This is a genomic window from Primorskyibacter sedentarius (assembly GCF_004342065.1).
Lineage (GTDB): Bacteria > Pseudomonadota > Alphaproteobacteria > Rhodobacterales > Rhodobacteraceae > Primorskyibacter > Primorskyibacter sedentarius.
Genome location: NZ_SLZU01000012.1, coordinates 112,493 through 128,055 on the forward strand (window position 1 = coordinate 112,493; position 15,563 = coordinate 128,055).

Annotated in this window: 14 protein-coding genes; 10 read left to right on the plus strand and 4 right to left on the minus strand. The window is 61.5% G+C overall.

Features of this window, described 5'->3' with window-relative positions; translation table 11 throughout:
- Positions 1-133: 133 nt before the first annotated feature.
- On the minus strand, positions 134-868 hold the full coding sequence (pyrH, locus tag EDD52_RS15890) for a UMP kinase (RefSeq protein ID WP_132246744.1): 735 nt from the start codon (positions 866-868) through the stop codon (positions 134-136).
- A 127-nt stretch (positions 869-995) separates the two neighbouring features.
- Between pyrH and miaA the strand changes: the two genes are divergently transcribed.
- The 6 genes from miaA to EDD52_RS15920 all read left to right on the plus strand — a co-directional run bounded on the left by miaA (position 996) and on the right by EDD52_RS15920 (position 9,109).
- Positions 996-1,889 carry a tRNA (adenosine(37)-N6)-dimethylallyltransferase MiaA gene (gene miaA, locus EDD52_RS15895; RefSeq protein WP_207906041.1) on the plus strand — a complete coding sequence of 298 codons (894 nt, stop codon included), beginning with the start codon at positions 996-998 and terminating at the stop codon, positions 1,887-1,889.
- A 369-nt stretch (positions 1,890-2,258) separates the two neighbouring features.
- Positions 2,259-3,926, plus strand: a complete 1,668-nt coding sequence (locus tag EDD52_RS15900; protein ID WP_132246746.1) for an ABC transporter substrate-binding protein — start codon at positions 2,259-2,261, stop codon at positions 3,924-3,926.
- 60 nt (positions 3,927-3,986) lie between these two features.
- Positions 3,987-5,033 carry an ABC transporter permease gene (locus EDD52_RS15905; RefSeq protein ID WP_132246748.1) on the plus strand — a complete coding sequence of 349 codons (1,047 nt, stop codon included), beginning with the start codon at positions 3,987-3,989 and terminating at the stop codon, positions 5,031-5,033.
- Between the two features lie 13 nt (positions 5,034-5,046).
- Positions 5,047-6,240: an ABC transporter permease gene (locus tag EDD52_RS15910; protein ID WP_132246750.1), complete on the plus strand. Its 1,194-nt coding sequence runs from the start codon at positions 5,047-5,049 to the stop codon at positions 6,238-6,240.
- 78 nt (positions 6,241-6,318) lie between these two features.
- Positions 6,319-8,403, plus strand: a complete 2,085-nt coding sequence (locus EDD52_RS15915) for a dipeptide ABC transporter ATP-binding protein (protein WP_132246752.1) — start codon at positions 6,319-6,321, stop codon at positions 8,401-8,403.
- Between the two features lie 103 nt (positions 8,404-8,506).
- Positions 8,507-9,109: a glutathione S-transferase family protein gene (locus EDD52_RS15920; protein WP_132246754.1), complete on the plus strand. Its 603-nt coding sequence runs from the start codon at positions 8,507-8,509 to the stop codon at positions 9,107-9,109.
- Here the strand turns inward: EDD52_RS15920 and EDD52_RS15925 are convergent.
- Positions 9,106-9,723 carry a lytic transglycosylase domain-containing protein gene (locus EDD52_RS15925; RefSeq protein WP_424449922.1) on the minus strand — a complete coding sequence of 206 codons (618 nt, stop codon included), beginning with the start codon at positions 9,721-9,723 and terminating at the stop codon, positions 9,106-9,108. The two genes, EDD52_RS15920 and EDD52_RS15925, sit on opposite strands and share 4 nt — an antisense overlap.
- A gap of 157 nt (positions 9,724-9,880) precedes the next feature.
- On the opposite strand from EDD52_RS15925, the gene ssb reads away from it, so the two are divergent.
- Both ssb and EDD52_RS15935 read left to right on the plus strand, forming a co-directional pair.
- Positions 9,881-10,393 carry a single-stranded DNA-binding protein gene (ssb, locus tag EDD52_RS15930; RefSeq protein WP_132246756.1) on the plus strand — a complete coding sequence of 171 codons (513 nt, stop codon included), beginning with the start codon at positions 9,881-9,883 and terminating at the stop codon, positions 10,391-10,393.
- A gap of 232 nt (positions 10,394-10,625) precedes the next feature.
- Positions 10,626-11,033 carry a DoxX family protein gene (locus EDD52_RS15935; protein ID WP_132246758.1) on the plus strand — a complete coding sequence of 136 codons (408 nt, stop codon included), beginning with the start codon at positions 10,626-10,628 and terminating at the stop codon, positions 11,031-11,033.
- Positions 11,034-11,091: 58 nt separating this feature from the next.
- Here the strand turns inward: EDD52_RS15935 and aroB are convergent, their stop codons facing one another.
- Together aroB and EDD52_RS15945 are read right to left on the minus strand one after the other, a co-directional pair.
- The gene (gene aroB, locus EDD52_RS15940) at positions 11,092-12,198 is read right to left on the minus strand and encodes a 3-dehydroquinate synthase (RefSeq protein ID WP_132246760.1); all 1,107 of its coding nucleotides are present in this window, start codon (positions 12,196-12,198) and stop codon (positions 11,092-11,094) included.
- Positions 12,195-12,743, minus strand: a complete 549-nt coding sequence (locus EDD52_RS15945; protein WP_243651969.1) for a shikimate kinase — start codon at positions 12,741-12,743, stop codon at positions 12,195-12,197. Before EDD52_RS15945 ends, aroB begins: the two co-directional genes overlap by 4 nt.
- 264 nt (positions 12,744-13,007) lie before the next feature.
- On the opposite strand from EDD52_RS15945, the gene EDD52_RS15950 reads away from it, so the two are divergent.
- Together EDD52_RS15950 and EDD52_RS15955 are read left to right on the plus strand one after the other, a co-directional pair.
- A complete protein-coding gene (locus EDD52_RS15950; protein WP_132246764.1) occupies positions 13,008-14,561 on the plus strand; it encodes a hypothetical protein in 1,554 nt (517 codons plus the stop codon).
- Positions 14,561-15,532 carry a site-specific tyrosine recombinase XerD gene (locus EDD52_RS15955; protein WP_132246766.1) on the plus strand — a complete coding sequence of 324 codons (972 nt, stop codon included), beginning with the start codon at positions 14,561-14,563 and terminating at the stop codon, positions 15,530-15,532. The genes EDD52_RS15950 and EDD52_RS15955 overlap by 1 nt, the downstream gene beginning before the upstream one ends.
- The last annotated feature ends 31 nt before the right edge of the window (positions 15,533-15,563 follow it).

A 15,563-nucleotide genomic window follows, 5' to 3' on the forward strand; every position in this document is an offset into this window, starting at 1 on the left:
GCAATGCAACGCAACCGGCACGACAAGCGAAGGAATCGTCCATCCCCTGTGGTATCGGTCGGAAACATTAACAACTTCGCACCGGCACCGCGAATGTGCCAAGGCGGCCGCGTGATCGGGTCAACGCCCCTTCTCAGGAATGGACGGTCGTGTAGGTGCCCTGCCCTGCAAGAATGCCGCGGAAGCCGCCCGGTTCGTCAAGGCTGAAGACGATGATCGGCAGGTTGTTGTCGCGCGCCAGCGCGATCGCCGACGCGTCCATCACGCCCAGATGCTGCGCCAGAACCTCGTCATAGGTCACCCTGTCATAGCGCTTGGCGTCGTCATGTTTGACAGGGTCTTTATCATAGACGCCGTCAACCTTCGTGCCCTTGAAGATCGCCTCGCAAGCCATTTCATTGGCACGCAAAGTTGCCGCCGTATCCGTGGTGAAATAGGGGTTGCCCGTCCCTGCGGCAAAGATGCAGACACGCTTCTTTTCAAGGTGCCGGACAGCGCGGCGGCGAATATAGGGCTCGCAGACCTGATCCATCGGGATGGCGCTGATGACGCGGGTGAAGACACCCATCTGTTCAAGTGCCGCCTGCATCGCCAATGCGTTCATCACCGTGGCAAGCATGCCCATGTAATCTGCGGTCGTCCGCTCCATTCCCTGGGCCGCGCCAGACAATCCGCGAAAGATATTGCCGCCGCCGATGACCATGCAAATCTCGACACCCATATCATGGACGGATTTGACCTCTTCGGCGATGCGCTGCACGGTTGGCGGGTGCAGCCCGTAGCCTTGGTCGCCCATCAGCGCCTCGCCTGAAATCTTCAAGAGGACGCGTTTGAATGTCGTCTGCGGGGCGGAGGCGGTTTGGGGCATGTTGCGTCTCTTCCGGGCAAGGGGATAGGATCGCGCGCAAAATGTCCGAAAACGCGAGCAGATACAATGCATGGTAACCCCCCTACGCGGATAATCGCGGCATTTCTTGTCGCAACGGTGATCCGTCTTGGCTGAGGCGTTCTCGGCCAGCGCGCTGTCGCCTGATCTGCCGGTGCTGATTGCCGGGCCAACCGCCTCAGGAAAATCCGCGCTGGCGCTGGAGATAGCTGAAACCCAGGGCGGTGTGATCGTGAATGCGGACGCGATACAGGTCTATGCCAACTGGCGCATCCTGACTGCGCGCCCTTCCGCCGAGGACGAATCCCGCGTGCCGCATAAGCTCTATGGCCATGTGCCCGGCGATCAGGCCTATTCGGTGGGCCACTGGCTGCGCGAGCTTGAACCGATCCTGCAAGGCCCGCTTCGACCGATCATCGTGGGCGGCACCGGGCTTTATTTCACGGCGCTGACGGAAGGGCTGGCCGAGATACCGCCAACCCCTGCCCCGATCCGCGCCGAGGCCGATCACCGTATTGCAACGCAAGGCCGCGAGGCGCTGCTGGCAGAGCTGGATGCCGACACGCTCCGCCGGATTGACGTGCTGAACCCGATGCGCGTTCAGCGCGCCTGGGAGGTGCAGCGCAGCACCGGCCGGGGAATCGCCTCCTGGCAAGATGACACGCCGCCGCCGCGCCTGCCCCTATCGGGCGTGCAGCCCGTGCTGTTCGACGTATCCAGGGACTGGCTGAATGCGCGTATCGCCCGCCGGTTCGACGCGATGCTCAAACTGGGAGCGTTGGAGGAAGCGCGCAGTAATCTGGACAGTTTTTCGCCCGCATTGCCATCGGCCAAGGCCATCGGGGCGAGCGACTTGATCGCCCATCTGCGCGGCGAGATGACACTGGACGAAGCGCGCGAGGCAGCGACCATCGCGACCCGTCAGTTCGCCAAACGACAGCGGACATGGTTCCGGGCGCGCATGAAATGCTGGGCGCGCTACCGGCCAGACATCAAGGCCTGACCCTTAAACGACCGTCAACGCGACGAGTTACGCCACGGCAGGCGAAGGCGCAGAACAGTCGCAAGGCCCGCCGATCTTTCGAAATGCGTCCTGCCGGAAATCGACGCCTGGAAACCTGCCATACAGCCCGACCGCCATGCGCCCCAGAGACGTGTTCGTCCTTTCTGCCCACCTTATTTGGTCGTTTTTGGCTAGTATCAATGTCGCAATCGCGCCATCAAGGGGCGGATCAAACCGTTGACGGCAGCGCACAAAACGTGCCGAATGCGCAAAACAAAACGGCAGCGCCGGGACTGGAGCCTGCAATCGCCCCGCACCCGATACGCGCGATAACCGTTCCAAAACAAGACTGTCCACTGGGAGACTGGAATGACCAATAACATCGAAACGCCCGACCCGTTGCACCCCGCAGCGCACATGTATGCGAATGAATTCAAACAGGGCAAGCTCAGCCGCCGGGAGTTTCTGACCCGCACAACGACGCTGGGCCTGTCTGCCGCCGCCGCCTATGCCCTTGGCGGGCTGGCGCAACCGGCGAAGGCTCAGGAAACCCCGGCAGAGGGCGGCACTTTGCGGATCGAAACTTTCGTGAAGGCGATGAAGGATCCCCGAGCCTATGACTGGTCCGAGATCGGCAACCAGTCCCGCGGCATCTACGAATACCTTGTTCAGTACGAAAATGACGGCAGCTTCACACCGATGCTTCTGGAAAGCTGGGAGGTCAATGATGACGCCACCCAGTATACGCTTAACGTGCGACAGGGCGTAACCTGGAACAACGGCGACCCCTTCACCGCAGAGGATGTGGCCCGCAACATTCGCGGCTGGTGCGATACGTCGATGGAAGAAAACTCCATGGCGTCGCGCATGGGTGGGCTGATTGACGAGGCCACAGGTCAGGCGCGCGAAGATGCCGTTGTGGTGGTTGATGACCACACGGTTCAGCTGAACCTTTCGTCCCCTGACATCGCGGTGATCGCCAACATGTCCGATTACCCATCGGCGATCATGCATGCCAATTACGACGGCGGAAACCCGTTCGATTTCGGCATCGGCACCGGACCGTTCAAGCCGGTGGTGCTGGAGGTCGGCGTGCGCTGCGTCATCGAACGCAATACCGAGCATACATGGTGGGGAACAGAGGTCTTCGGCGGACCCTATCTCGACCGGATCGAGATGATCGATTACGGCACTGATCCGGCCTCTTGGGTGGCGGCGGCAGAATCCGAAGAGGTTGATCTGCTTTACGAATCCGTCGGTGATTTCGTCGACATCCTGACCGCGATTGGCTGGACCCCGACAGAGACGGTAACCGCCTCTACCGCGGTGTTCCGCACCAATCAGGTTGCAGAGGTCGATGGCCGGGCTCCTTACGCCAATGCCGACGTCCGCAAGGCGCTGGCGCTGGCCGTCGACAATGCCGTCTGCCTGGAGCTTGGCTATGCCGACCGGGGCGAGATCGCGCGCAACGATCACGTCTGCCCGATACACCCGGCCTATGCGGATCTTGGACCGGCGGAGCATGATCCGGCGAAGGCAAAGGAGATGATGGATGCCTCTGAATTCGCAGATTTCGAACACGAGCTGATCACCATCGACGATGACTGGCAGAAGAATACGGGTGACGTGATCGCGGCCCAGCTGCGCGACGCCGGTATTTCGATCAAGCGCACCATCCTGCCCGGGTCCACCTTTTGGAACGACTGGACGAAATATCCGTTCAGCTCGACCAGCTGGAACCACCGCCCGCTGGAGGTTCAGGTGCTGAGCCTTGCCTATCGCAGCGGTCAGGCATGGAATGAAAGCGCCTATGCCAGCCCGGATTTCGACGCGCTGATGGCAGAGGCGCTGTCCATTGCCGATGCGGATGCGCGGCGCGAGGTGATGGCCAAGATCCAGCAGCTGATGCGCGACGATGCCGTCATCATCCAGCCTTACTGGCGCAATCTTTACAATCACCACAACGGCAAGCTGGTGAATGTCGAAAAACACCCAGCGCATGAATTCCACTTCTACAAGTTCGGATTTGCCGCCTGATCCCTTGCCGGGGCCCTTCGCGGCCCCGGCCTGACCAAACCATCAGTCAGAAGGGACGCCATGGGACTGTTCATACTACGCCGCTTGGGCGTGATGCTGCTGACCACGCTTTGCCTGACCTTTGTGGTGTTCTGGCTGACCAACCTTCAGCCGAACCTCGAAAAGCTCGCCAAGACGCAAGGCAACATGCGCATGACCGACGAGCAGGTCACCTCCTGGCTGGAAACGCGCGGCTATGCGCGGCCCGCGCTGGTCAAATATGGCGAATGGCTGGGCGTGGTGCCCGGATGGCGCTATGACGCGCCGGACGGCTCTGTTCAGGCCAGGTGCCTGACCGAGGGCGCATCGATCGAAACAGCCCCCCGCTATTGCGGCATCCTTCAGGGGGAGTGGGGCTATTCCACCGTCTTTCGCGAGGATGTCAGCAAGATCATCGGTATCCGTCTGGGCCTGACCGCAAAGCTGATGTTCTGGGTCATGGTGCTGATGGTCCCTTCCGCGCTGATCCTTGGCGTGCTTGCGGGAATGCGAGAAGGCTCCCGCACGGACCGGACGCTTTCGACCATCTCCATCACCACTACGGCGACACCGGAATATGTCTCTGGTGTGATCCTGATCGCGGTCTTCGCCTCATCTGCCGTGGGGTTGAAATGGTTCAAGGGCACGGCGACCTCTGCGATGGAGGACGCGAATTTCGGCAATTTCTTCCTGCCGGTCCTGACGATTGCCCTGTACGGGATGGGCTATATCGCACGAATGACGCGGGCCTCCATGGCCGAAGTCATGACCGCGCAATATATCCGCACCGCCCGCCTGAAAGGCGTCAGCTTTCGCGACATCGTGATGAAACATGCGCTGCGCAACGCGCTGATCGCACCCTTCACCGTCATCATGTTGCAGTTTCCCTGGCTTCTGAACGGTGTTGTCATCGTGGAAACCCTGTTCAATTACAAAGGCTTCGGCTGGACGCTGGTGCAGGCCGCCGGCAATAATGACATTGAGCTCCTGCTGGGTGTCTCGGTCGTGTCCGTGATCGTGGTGCTGGTGACGCAGCTGATTTCCGATATCGGCTACGTGTATCTCAACCCGCGCATCAGCGTGTCCTGAGGAGCGACAGATCATGGAAACGCTGACCTGGGCAGAGATCATCCCCCGCATCCTGTGGCAATTCCTGCCGGTGTGGATAGCACTTGTAGGCGTCTTTGCCGTCTCGATCCTATTCAAGCGACGGCTGGGGCTTTACGGCAAACTTTTCGACTCCGGTATTGGCATGATCGGCTTTGCTCTGGTGATGTTCTGGGTTTTCACCGGCATCTTCGGTGCGATGGATCTGATCGTCACGCATGATGCGTTGGCACAGGCGTCGGGCATGAAGAACAAGGTTCCGGGCACACCGCTGCGCGGCGCCGAAGAGGGCGAATATGCCTATTACCTTCTGGGCGGCGACAACCTTGCGCGCGACGTGTTCAGCCGGACGATCAAGGGCGCCTGGATCGTGGTGCAGATTGCGCCGCTGGCAACGCTTTTTGCCTTCATGGTCGGGATCACCCTCGGGCTGCCCGCCGGCTATTACGGCGGCAAGCTGGACACTCTGCTGACCTTCGTGGCCAACCTGGTTCTGGCATTCCCAGTCATCCTGCTCTTCTACCTGCTGGTCACGCCCGAGATCGTGGCCACGGGCATCCCCAGCTACATGGCGGCGGTGCTGTTCGTCTTTCCGCTGATCTTTGCGGGCGTGCTGCTGAATTCGCGCTACCACACGCGGCCCACGCTGCGGACGCCCCTGCTGATCGGGGTTCTGTTCGTGATGGGCTGGCTGTATCTGTCGCTTGTTTCAGACGCGGGGACCCCGTTGCAGGTGCTGCCGGGCTGGCTCGATCTCTTTGATGTGCCGGGTGGAATTCTGGTGGTCTTCGTGGCGGTGGTATTCGTGAACTCGCCCACCGTGTTCCGTATCGTGCGCGGGCTGACGCTGGATATCAAGACGCGTGATTACGTCGCCGCCGCACAGACCCGGGGCGAAGGTCCGTGGTATATCATGCTGTGGGAGATCCTGCCAAATGCGCGCGGTCCGCTGATCGTCGATTTCTGTTTGCGCATTGGTTATACGACGATCCTTTTGGGAACGCTTGGGTTCTTCGGGCTGGGCATGCCACCAGAAAGCCCCGATTGGGGGTCCACGATCAACGAGGGCCGCAAATTGCTGACAGTGTACCTGCACCCCGCCCTGCCCCCGGCCTTTGCGCTGTTGTCACTGGTGCTTGGGCTGAACCTGCTGGCGGACGGATTGCGCGAAGAATCCTTGCGCGATTGACCCTTGGGCCAGAGCCCGGGAATTTCCGCCACAAAGAACAAAAGGCCCCCGAAAGGTGGCCGCCGAGGGAGAGACGCGATGAAAGAGCCATATGACGGGCCCATTCTGGAGATTGACGATCTGTCGATCTCTTTCTTCACGCGGCTGCGCGAGATCCCGGCGGTGATGGATTTCTCGGTCAAGGTTCAGCCCGGCGAGGCCGTGGGGCTGGTGGGCGAATCCGGTTGCGGAAAATCGACGGTCGCCTTGGGCGTGATGCGCGATCTGGGGCGCAACGGGCGCATCGTCGGCGGAACGGTGAAGTTCAAGGGCCGCGACATGTCGAGCCTGAGCGCAGACGAGCTGCGCCACATCCGCGGCAACGAGATCGCGATGATCTATCAGGAGCCGATGGCCAGCCTGAACCCCGCGATGAGGATCGGCCAGCAACTGACCGAAGTGCCGATGCTCCACGAAGGCATTTCCGAAACGCAGGCACGGGCGCGCGCGCTGGAAGTGGTGGCTGACGTGAAACTGCCCGACCCGGAGCGCATTCTGAAAAGCTATCCGCACCAGCTTTCCGGGGGGCAGCAGCAACGCATCGTCATCGCCATGGCATTGATGTCGAAACCTGCGCTGCTGATCCTCGATGAACCCACCACGGCGCTGGATGTGACGGTAGAGGCCTCCATCGTCGAACTGGTCAAGGATCTGGGGCGCAAATACGGCACCTCGATGCTGTTCATCAGCCATAATCTGGGGCTGGTGCTGGAAACCTGCGACAGGATCTGCGTGATGTATTCCGGCGAGGCGGTCGAGCGCGGCTCTATCGAGGATGTGTTCGACACAATGCAGCACCCCTATACGCAGGCGCTGTTCCGCTCGATCCCGCTGCCGAGTGCAGACAAGAATGCGCGCCCGCTGGTGGCCATTCCGGGCAATTTTCCACTGCCGCATGAACGTCCCCAAGGCTGCAACTTCGGTCCGCGCTGCGATTACTTCGAGGCCGGGCGGTGTGACGCGGGCCATATCCCGATGTTCGACGTCCCCGGAAATGAACGCCATGCCAGCCGCTGCGTGAAATTCGCAGAGATCGACTGGACCGCCCCACCCGCCATCGGGGAAACCCATAGCAAGGGCGAGATCGGCAAGGTGATCCTTCGGATGGATTCGCTGAAGAAATACTACGAGGTCGCGGCAAATGCGCTGTTTGGCGGTCAGAAAAAGGTGGTCAAGGCAAACGAGACCCTGACCTTCGAGGCGCGCGAAAGCGAAACGCTGGCCATTGTCGGGGAAAGCGGCTGCGGCAAGTCCACCTTCGCCAAGGTGCTGATGGGGCTGGAAACCGCGACGGACGGCGAAATCCTGCTGGACGGCCGGAACATCGAACAGATCCCGATCGAGAGCCGCGATACCAAGACCATCGCCGATGTGCAGATGGTGTTTCAGAACCCGTTCGACACGCTCAACCCGTCGATGACGGTGGGGCGCCAGATCATCCGGGCGCTCGAAATCTTTGGCGTCGGTCAAAGCGAGGCCGAGCGGCGGTCACGGATGCTTGAACTGCTGGACCTCGTAAAGCTGCCGCGCGAATTCGCCAACCGGATGCCACGCCAGTTGTCAGGCGGGCAGAAACAGCGTGTGGGGATCGCGCGCGCCTTTGCCGGGGATGCGCGGATCGTCGTCGCGGACGAACCCGTCTCGGCGCTTGATGTCAGTGTGCAGGCCGCCGTCACCGACCTGCTGATGGAGATCCAGCGCGAACACAGGACAACCCTTCTGTTCATCAGCCATGATCTGAGCATCGTGCGCTATCTCAGCGACAGGGTGATGGTCATGTATCTGGGTCACGTCGTCGAACTGGGGCAGACCGCGCAGGTCTTCGCCCCGCCCTATCACCCCTATACAGAAGCGTTGCTTTCGGCCGTGCCGATTGCCGATACCTCCATCAACAAGAAGCATATTGTTCTGGAGGGCGATGTTCCGTCTGCAATGAACCCGCCGCCCGGCTGCCCCTTCCAGACACGATGCCGGTGGAAGGAACGGGTGCCCGGAACGCTCTGCGAGACCGAGGTGCCGCCGATGCGACAGCTCGCCGAGGGGCATCAGGTCAAATGCCACCTGTCCGCAGAGGAATTCGCCAGCATGGAACCGGTGATAGAGATGCGTACAGCAGACGCCTGACGCCCGGTCGCTCCGGCTCGAAGATCGTCACGCATCAGGGTTTCCTGACAGGAAATGTCAGCAGCGGATGGCATAGATCAGGCAGCATCCATAGGAGTCTGACATGCTGAAATTGTACCACGCGCCGCAATCCCGCTCGACCCGGATTGTCCAGTTGATCCATGAAATGGGCGTTGCCGATCAGGTGGAGGTCCACCGGGTTGTTATTCCGCGCCGTGACGGAACCGGTGCCCGGGACACGGCCAACCCGCATCCCGAAGGCAAGGTGCCGCTTCTTGTCCATGCCGATGCGGTGATCCGGGAGAGCAATGCGATCATGCTTTACCTAACCGATCATTTCAGCGGAAATCCGCTTGGCAGAGATGTCGGTGCGCCCGGTCGCGGCGCCTACCTGTCCTGGCTTGCATGGTATGGAAATGTGTTCGAACCGCTCATCGTGATGCAGTTTTGCGAATTGTCGCATCCGGGGCTGGATAACACGTTCCGCGATATGGACACGGCCAATACACGGCTTGCCGAAGCGCTGAGCACGCATGACTATCTGGTCGATGATCAGATCAGCGCAGCCGACATCCTGATCTCATCCACATATGCCTGGGCGCCGCAACTGGCGCCGGACGTGCCGATCATTCGCGACTGGATCGCGCGGTGCCTGAACCGGCCCGCGACCAAAGCCATCGCAGAGTCCGAAATGGCAGCGGCCTAGCCGCCCCAGATCTTCTTCACGTAATTGCGTGTCTCCTTGTAGGGAGGCACGTCGCCGTATTTCTTCACCGCTCCCGGACCGGCATTATACGCAGCCAGGGCAAGCCGCCAGGATCCGAATGCGGCATATTGCTGCTTCAGGTAGCGCGCCCCACCTTCCAGGTTTTGCTCGGGATCATGGGGGTTTACGCGCAATTGTCGAGCGGTGAACGGCATCAGCTGCGCCAATCCGATCGCCCCCTTGTGGGACTTCGCCTTGGCGTTCCAACCGCTCTCTTGCTGAACAAGCCGCAGGAACAGGTCTTCGGGGATGCCATGCTTGCGCGCAGCCGCGCGGGCCATGGTCGTGTAGACGCCTCGATACCGCCCCGTATACCGCTTGGTGCTTGTTTCCGTCGTGTCGGTGGTGCCCCATTTCGTGGGTGTCACCACCCGCGGAGGCTGAAGCCGGACCGAATTGTTGTATTGTTGCGCCGCCCGCGTATCAAGGATCCGCGTCTGCGAGCCGAAGATCTTTGTCCTGTTCTTCGTCGAAAGCGTTTCCGCAGCGGCAGGTGTTCCCCCCATCCCCAGCGTCATCGCGCTGAGAACTGCCACACAAACCAAGTTGCGCATTACCGATACTTCCTACTGTCCCTCAATATTGCCCGGACTATACCCGAAATTCTCTTCAAGGCCACCCCGTTGACCTTCCCCCCCGGGGCCTGTCGTGTAATGTCTGCCAAAGCCCGACGGGTAGATTCGTACGCAAGAGAAAGAACGGGGAGCGCAAATGGCGGGATCAGTTAACAAGGTCATCCTGATAGGCAATCTGGGTCGTGACCCCGAAGTCCGGACCTTCCAGAATGGCGGCAAGGTGTGCAATCTGCGCATCGCCACGTCCGAGACATGGAAGGACCGTAACACAGGCGAGCGCAAGGAACGCACCGAATGGCACTCGGTTGCGATCTTCTCGGAACCTCTGGCCCGCGTGGCCGAACAATATCTGCGCAAAGGGTCCAAGGTCTATCTTGAAGGACAGCTGGAAACGCGCAAATGGCAGGACCAGTCCGGCCAGGACCGCTATTCGACAGAGGTCGTTCTGCGCCCGTATACATCGACATTGACCATGCTTGACGGTCGCGGCGAAGGCGGCGGCGGTGGTGGCGGTCAGGGTGGCGGCTATGGTGGCGGCGGCGGCTATGACAGCGGGCCTCAGGATGATCGCGGCTATGGCGGTGGCAGCGGCGGCGGAAGCAGCCAGCCCAGCCCTTCCCGCGATCTGGACGACGAAATCCCCTTTTGACCCTGTTCGCCGCTTCGCGCGGATCGTGACGGTGGAACAAACCCCGGGCGCCTTGGCGACCCGGGGTCTTTTATCTGTGCATGAACATGGTAGCATTGTGCAAAAAGCGTTAGCCATCTTTGAAGGTTGTGCAAAAATGCATGATCTCTGCGCGGCAATCTGCGTATCTTTGCACGCGGCCCCGCGCTAAATGCGGTCTCCAGAGAAACACTCACCCTTTACGGAGACTCACATGTTCCAATCCCTGTCCAACCACGCGCCCAAAATGCTTGCCGTCCTGCGGATCATGGCCGCGCTGCTTTTCATCCAGCATGGCACACAGAAACTGCTTGGTTTCCCGGCGGCCGAATTCTCGCCCGCGGCATTCTCGCTCTTCTGGTGGGGCGGCTTGCTGGAGATTGTCGGTGGTGGCCTGATCCTGATCGGCCTGTTCACCCGCGCCTCTGCCTTCCTCTCCTCGGGCATGATGGCGGTCGCCTATTTCATGTTCCACGCCCCGAACAATTTCTTCCCGGCCAATAATGGCGGCGATGCGTCGATCCTGTTCTGCTTCGTCTTCCTGCTCTTCGTCTTTACCGGGCCCGGCGCATGGAGCGTCGATGCTGCACAATCGCGTGAAAACGGTCAGACAAACCTCTGATACGGAACAGGAATGCAAGAAACGCGGGGGCTGGGCTCCCGCGTTTTTTTGTTGCGTTTCAGGCCGCGCTGTCGCGCAGCACGTCCAACACCTTGTCGGCGGATACGTCCGATGTGACGAAGGCCTCACCAATGCCGCGCGCCAGCACAAAGCGCAGCTGCCCGTCGAGAACCTTTTTGTCCTGACCCATCAACTCCAGCAGAGACTCGGGCCTGGGCAAGTCACCCGGGATGTCGGTCAGGTCCACCATCATGCCCATCGCCTTGAGATGCGCACGCACGCGGCTGGGTTCTTCTTGCGAACACAGCCCCATACGGGCCGAAAGCTCGAACGCCAATGCACAGCCGATGGCTACGCCTTCGCCATGCAGCAGGCGGTCCGAATAACCGGTCGCAGCCTCAAGCGCGTGGCAGAAGGTATGACCAAGGTTCAACAGCGCCCGGTCACCCTGTTCGGTCTCGTCGCGCACCACGATGTCGGCCTTCATCTCGCAGGACCGACGCACCGCATAGGCGCGCGCGGCCATGTCACCCTGCGCCAGCAGAGGCCCGTTTTCCTCAAGCCAGTCGAAGAACGCCGCATCGCCCAACAGGCCGTATTTCACCACCTCGCCATAGCCCGCCAGCAGATCGCGTTCCGTCAACGTGCCAAGCACCGCGATATCGGCCAGCACCAGCGAGGGCTGATGAAACGCCCCCACCAGATTTTTTCCGGCAGGAGAATTGATCCCCGTCTTGCCGCCGACAGAGCTGTCGACCTGCGCCAGAAGCGAAGTCGGCACCTGCACGAATCGCACCCCGCGTCGAAGGATCGCGGCGGCGAACCCTGCCAGGTCGCCGATCACGCCGCCGCCAAGGGCCACAACGACATCGCGCCGTTCGATCTTTTGCGAAAGCAGCCACTCCACAACGTTTTGCAGCTCTGCCCAGCTCTTGGTGGACTCGCCCGGCGGAAGCTCCAGCGATACGTCGTCGATCCCCTCGGCCCGAAGCCCTGCGCGGAAAGCGTCAAGATGGGCTGCGGCAACATTCGCGTCGGTGACAATGGCAACACGCGGCCTGTGCAGGAGCGGCGCAATCTCGGCACCGGCCCGTTCGATCAGCCGCTCGCCGATGCGGATGTCATAGGCGCGGTCGCCAAGGTCGACATGTACGGTTTCGCTCATGTGTCATCCTCCAGAACGTCAGGGCGCGCGTGCAGGGCATCGCGGACCTTCGTGGCCATGGTTTCGATTGAATAGGACGGATCGGCTTTGACCTTCAGATCAGCCAGCGCATAGATCGGCACCCGCGCCTTAAAGATCTTTTCCAGCGTTCCGCGCGGATCGGCAGAGCGCAGCAAGGGGCGGCTGTCCTTGTGCCGCACGCGTTGCCAGAGCAAGGGAAGATCGGCATCCAGCCAGACCGACACGCCGCGATCCGAAATCATCTTGCGGTTGGCGGGGTCCAGAAATGCCCCGCCCCCCGTGGACAGGATCCCGCTCTGGCTGCCCAGCAACCGTTCGATCACCTGGCTTTCCTTGCGCCGGAAAAACGGCTCGCCGTCACGCGCGAAAATCTCTGCAATCGTCATGTTGGCGGCCTTCTCGATTTCTTCGTCGGAATCGATGAAAGGCACGTGCAAAGACGCCGCCAGCGCCTTGCCAACCGCGGATTTTCCTGCCCCCATCATGCCCACCAGGACGACTGTCTTCTTCAGCTTCACTGTCATATGTTGCGGTTTTCGGCCAACTGCCGCCATTTTTCAATCTGCGGGTCTGAATGACGTGATCTTGGGCAAAAGGCCAGTTATAAGTTCCTCAAAAGAAGCAGGCAGGCAGGCTAAAAGGGAATTCTATGTGGCGCATTTTTAAGTGGCTATTCTATTTGCTCGTTCTGGGCGCCATCGCTTTGGTGGCATATGCCTATGTCGGGCCGTTCTTCGGCGCAGATTTTTCCGCACCGGCGAGCGAAGTTCGCGAACCGGTGACGTTGCATGCGCAATAGCACGGCCGTCGTTCTTTTTACTGCGCTGATCGCGGGCGGGGCCTGGGCACAGGAACCGCTTTCCGCGATAGACTGGCTGGAGCTTAACTTGCCCTCGCCCGCAGCGCAGCAGGTGCCCCCTGAAAGGCGACAGCCGCAACGACAGAACGAACCGCCGGTCAGCGAATCCGCGCGCTCGCCCGAAGTGTCCGTGATGCCGCTTGACCAGACCAGCCTGGCTGCCGTCGGGTTACTGCCGCCCAATGTAACGGGGCTGCCGCGCACGATGTGGGTCGCCTCCAGCAGTGAAACGGTAGAGCAGCTGATCGCCGCGCAGCCCGATGACGGGTTGCCCGCGATCAATGCCCTGCTCTTCACCCTGCTTCTGGCCGAGGCTGATCCCCCCGCTGATGCAGGTGTCGGGGAATCGCTTCTTGCCGCGCGGGTGGACAAGCTGATGCAGATGGGCGCGGTGGAACCCGCGCTTTCGCTGATCGAACGCGCCGGGTCGGATACGCCCGCGCTCTTCAGCCTTTGGTTCGATCTGTCGCTGCTGACCGGCCAGACCGGCCCCGCCTGCGCCAAGCTCGCAGGTGCGCCGCATTTGGCACCGGGATATAGTGCGCGTGTCTTCTGTGCCGCGCGGGACAGCGACTGGGACGCCGCGATGACCACATTGGGCACCGCGCACGCGCTGGGTGCGATCACGCCGCGTGAATTCGCCCTGCTGGAACGGTTTCTTGATCCCGAACTTGCCGAGGAGCTGCCCCCGCTTGTGCCGCCCGTGCGGCCCACCCCGTTGGAGTTTCGCCTGTTCGAGGCTTTGGGCGAGCCCTTGCCCACAGCCACCCTGCCCCGGCCCTTCGCCACCGTGAACCTCAATGGCGATGCCGGCTGGAAGGCGCAGCTTGAAGCCGCTGAAAGGCTGGCGCGTGTCGGGGCAATCTCGGAAAACCGGATGCTGGGGATCTATACCGAGCGGTTGCGCGCGGCCTCGGGTGGGATCTGGGACCGGGTCGAGGGCTTGCAACGGTTTGACACGGCGCTCGCCTCCGGCGATCCGCAGGCCATCTCTGCGGCGCTAGAACGGGTCTGGCCATTGATGCACACGGCTCAGCTCAGCGTGCCGTTCTCGCGGCTTTACGGCGGTCGGCTGATGGAATATCCGCTGACGGGCCGCGCGGCAGATCTGGCTGCGCGCGCTGCCCTTTTGTCCACGGATTATGAATTGATGGCCGCCAAGCTGCCCGATGACAGCCCGCTTGCCTTTGCTGCCGCCATCGCCCGGGGCGAAACGGCCGAGCCGCCGGATCGGGACGGGCTGTCGCGGGCCATTGCCCATGCCTTCGCGCCCGATGCCAAACCGCCCGAAGCGCTTGCCGAACAGCTTGCGGACAATCGTCTCGGAGAGGTCCTGCTGCGCAGCACGGCGCTGATGCGGCAAGGCATGCGCGGCGATCCCAGCGATATCGCCGATGCTTTGACGGTCCTGCGGACGGTCGGGCTGGAGGATGTCGCCCGCCGCGCGGCGCTGCAACTCTTGCTGACCGGAACAGGCACCTGATGGCTGAACGCAACTGGATTTCCGCATTCCTCGAAGCGCAGGCTGCCGAACGCGGGGCCGCGCAAAACACGCTTCTGGCCTATGCCCGCGACCTGGGCGATTTCTTCGACTGGCTGACAAATGCGGGTGGTTCGCTCGCCTCTGCCATGCGCGACGAGGTCGAGGCCTACCTGACACATTGCGATGCGCAGGGGCTGGCCAAATCCACCCGCGCGCGGCGCCTGTCGGCAATCAAGCAGCTTTACCGGTTCACCTACGAGGAAGGCTGGCGGACAGACAACCCGGCGCTTCAGATCAGCGGTCCGGGGCGCGATGCCCGCCTGCCCAAGACGCTGAGCCACGAAGAGGTCGACCGCCTTCTGGAGGCCGCGCAAAACCACGGGCGCAACCGGAACGAACAGCTGCGCAATGCCTGCCTGATGCAACTGCTTTACGCCACGGGCATGCGCGTGTCAGAGCTGGTATCCCTGCCTGTCGCGGCCGCACGCGGCAATCCGCATATGCTGCTGATCCGCGGCAAGGGCGGTAAAGAGCGCATGGTGCCGCTCTCGCCCCCGGCACGGATTGCCCTGGCCCAATGGCTGGAAGTTCTGGACATCCAACAGGATGCAGCACGCGCCCAACGCAAACCGGTTTCGACCTATCTCTTTCCGTCGCACAGCAAGGCAGGGCACCTGACGCGGCATGCGTTCTACATCATGCTCAAGGATATCGCTGTCGAAGGCGGCGTCTCCCCCGCCAAGGTCACCCCCCATACGCTGCGCCACGCCTTTGCAACGCATCTTCTTGCCGGAGGCGCGGATTTGCGGGTGATCCAGACGCTTCTGGGCCATGCCGACGTGTCGACGACAGAGATATACACGCATGTCCTGGAAGACCGCCTGCGTGATCTTGTACTGGATCATCACCCGCTGGCACAGACGGATGTGGCCGACAGGAAGGCTGGCGGCTTAACCTCCGATACGGACTGAAAGCCCCCCGACGATGGGCGGATTTGCGCAG

Bases quoted from the DNA above. Each gene is read 5' to 3' on its own strand.
- pyrH (WP_132246744.1), bottom strand. From the start codon at position 868: ATGCCCCAAACCGCCTCCGCCCCGCAGACGACATTCAAACGCGTCCTC.
- EDD52_RS15900 (WP_132246746.1), top strand. From the start codon at position 2,259: ATGACCAATAACATCGAAACGCCCGACCCGTTGCACCCCGCAGCGCAC.
- EDD52_RS15905 (WP_132246748.1), top strand. From the start codon at position 3,987: ATGGGACTGTTCATACTACGCCGCTTGGGCGTGATGCTGCTGACCACG.
- EDD52_RS15910 (WP_132246750.1), top strand. From the start codon at position 5,047: ATGGAAACGCTGACCTGGGCAGAGATCATCCCCCGCATCCTGTGGCAA.
- EDD52_RS15915 (WP_132246752.1), top strand. From the start codon at position 6,319: ATGAAAGAGCCATATGACGGGCCCATTCTGGAGATTGACGATCTGTCG.
- EDD52_RS15920 (WP_132246754.1), top strand. From the start codon at position 8,507: ATGCTGAAATTGTACCACGCGCCGCAATCCCGCTCGACCCGGATTGTC.
- EDD52_RS15925 (WP_424449922.1), bottom strand. From the start codon at position 9,723: ATGCGCAACTTGGTTTGTGTGGCAGTTCTCAGCGCGATGACGCTGGGG.
- ssb (WP_132246756.1), top strand. From the start codon at position 9,881: ATGGCGGGATCAGTTAACAAGGTCATCCTGATAGGCAATCTGGGTCGT.
- EDD52_RS15935 (WP_132246758.1), top strand. From the start codon at position 10,626: ATGTTCCAATCCCTGTCCAACCACGCGCCCAAAATGCTTGCCGTCCTG.
- aroB (WP_132246760.1), bottom strand. From the start codon at position 12,198: ATGAGCGAAACCGTACATGTCGACCTTGGCGACCGCGCCTATGACATC.
- EDD52_RS15945 (WP_243651969.1), bottom strand. From the start codon at position 12,743: ATGACAGTGAAGCTGAAGAAGACAGTCGTCCTGGTGGGCATGATGGGG.
- EDD52_RS15950 (WP_132246764.1), top strand. From the start codon at position 13,008: ATGCGCAATAGCACGGCCGTCGTTCTTTTTACTGCGCTGATCGCGGGC.
- EDD52_RS15955 (WP_132246766.1), top strand. From the start codon at position 14,561: ATGGCTGAACGCAACTGGATTTCCGCATTCCTCGAAGCGCAGGCTGCC.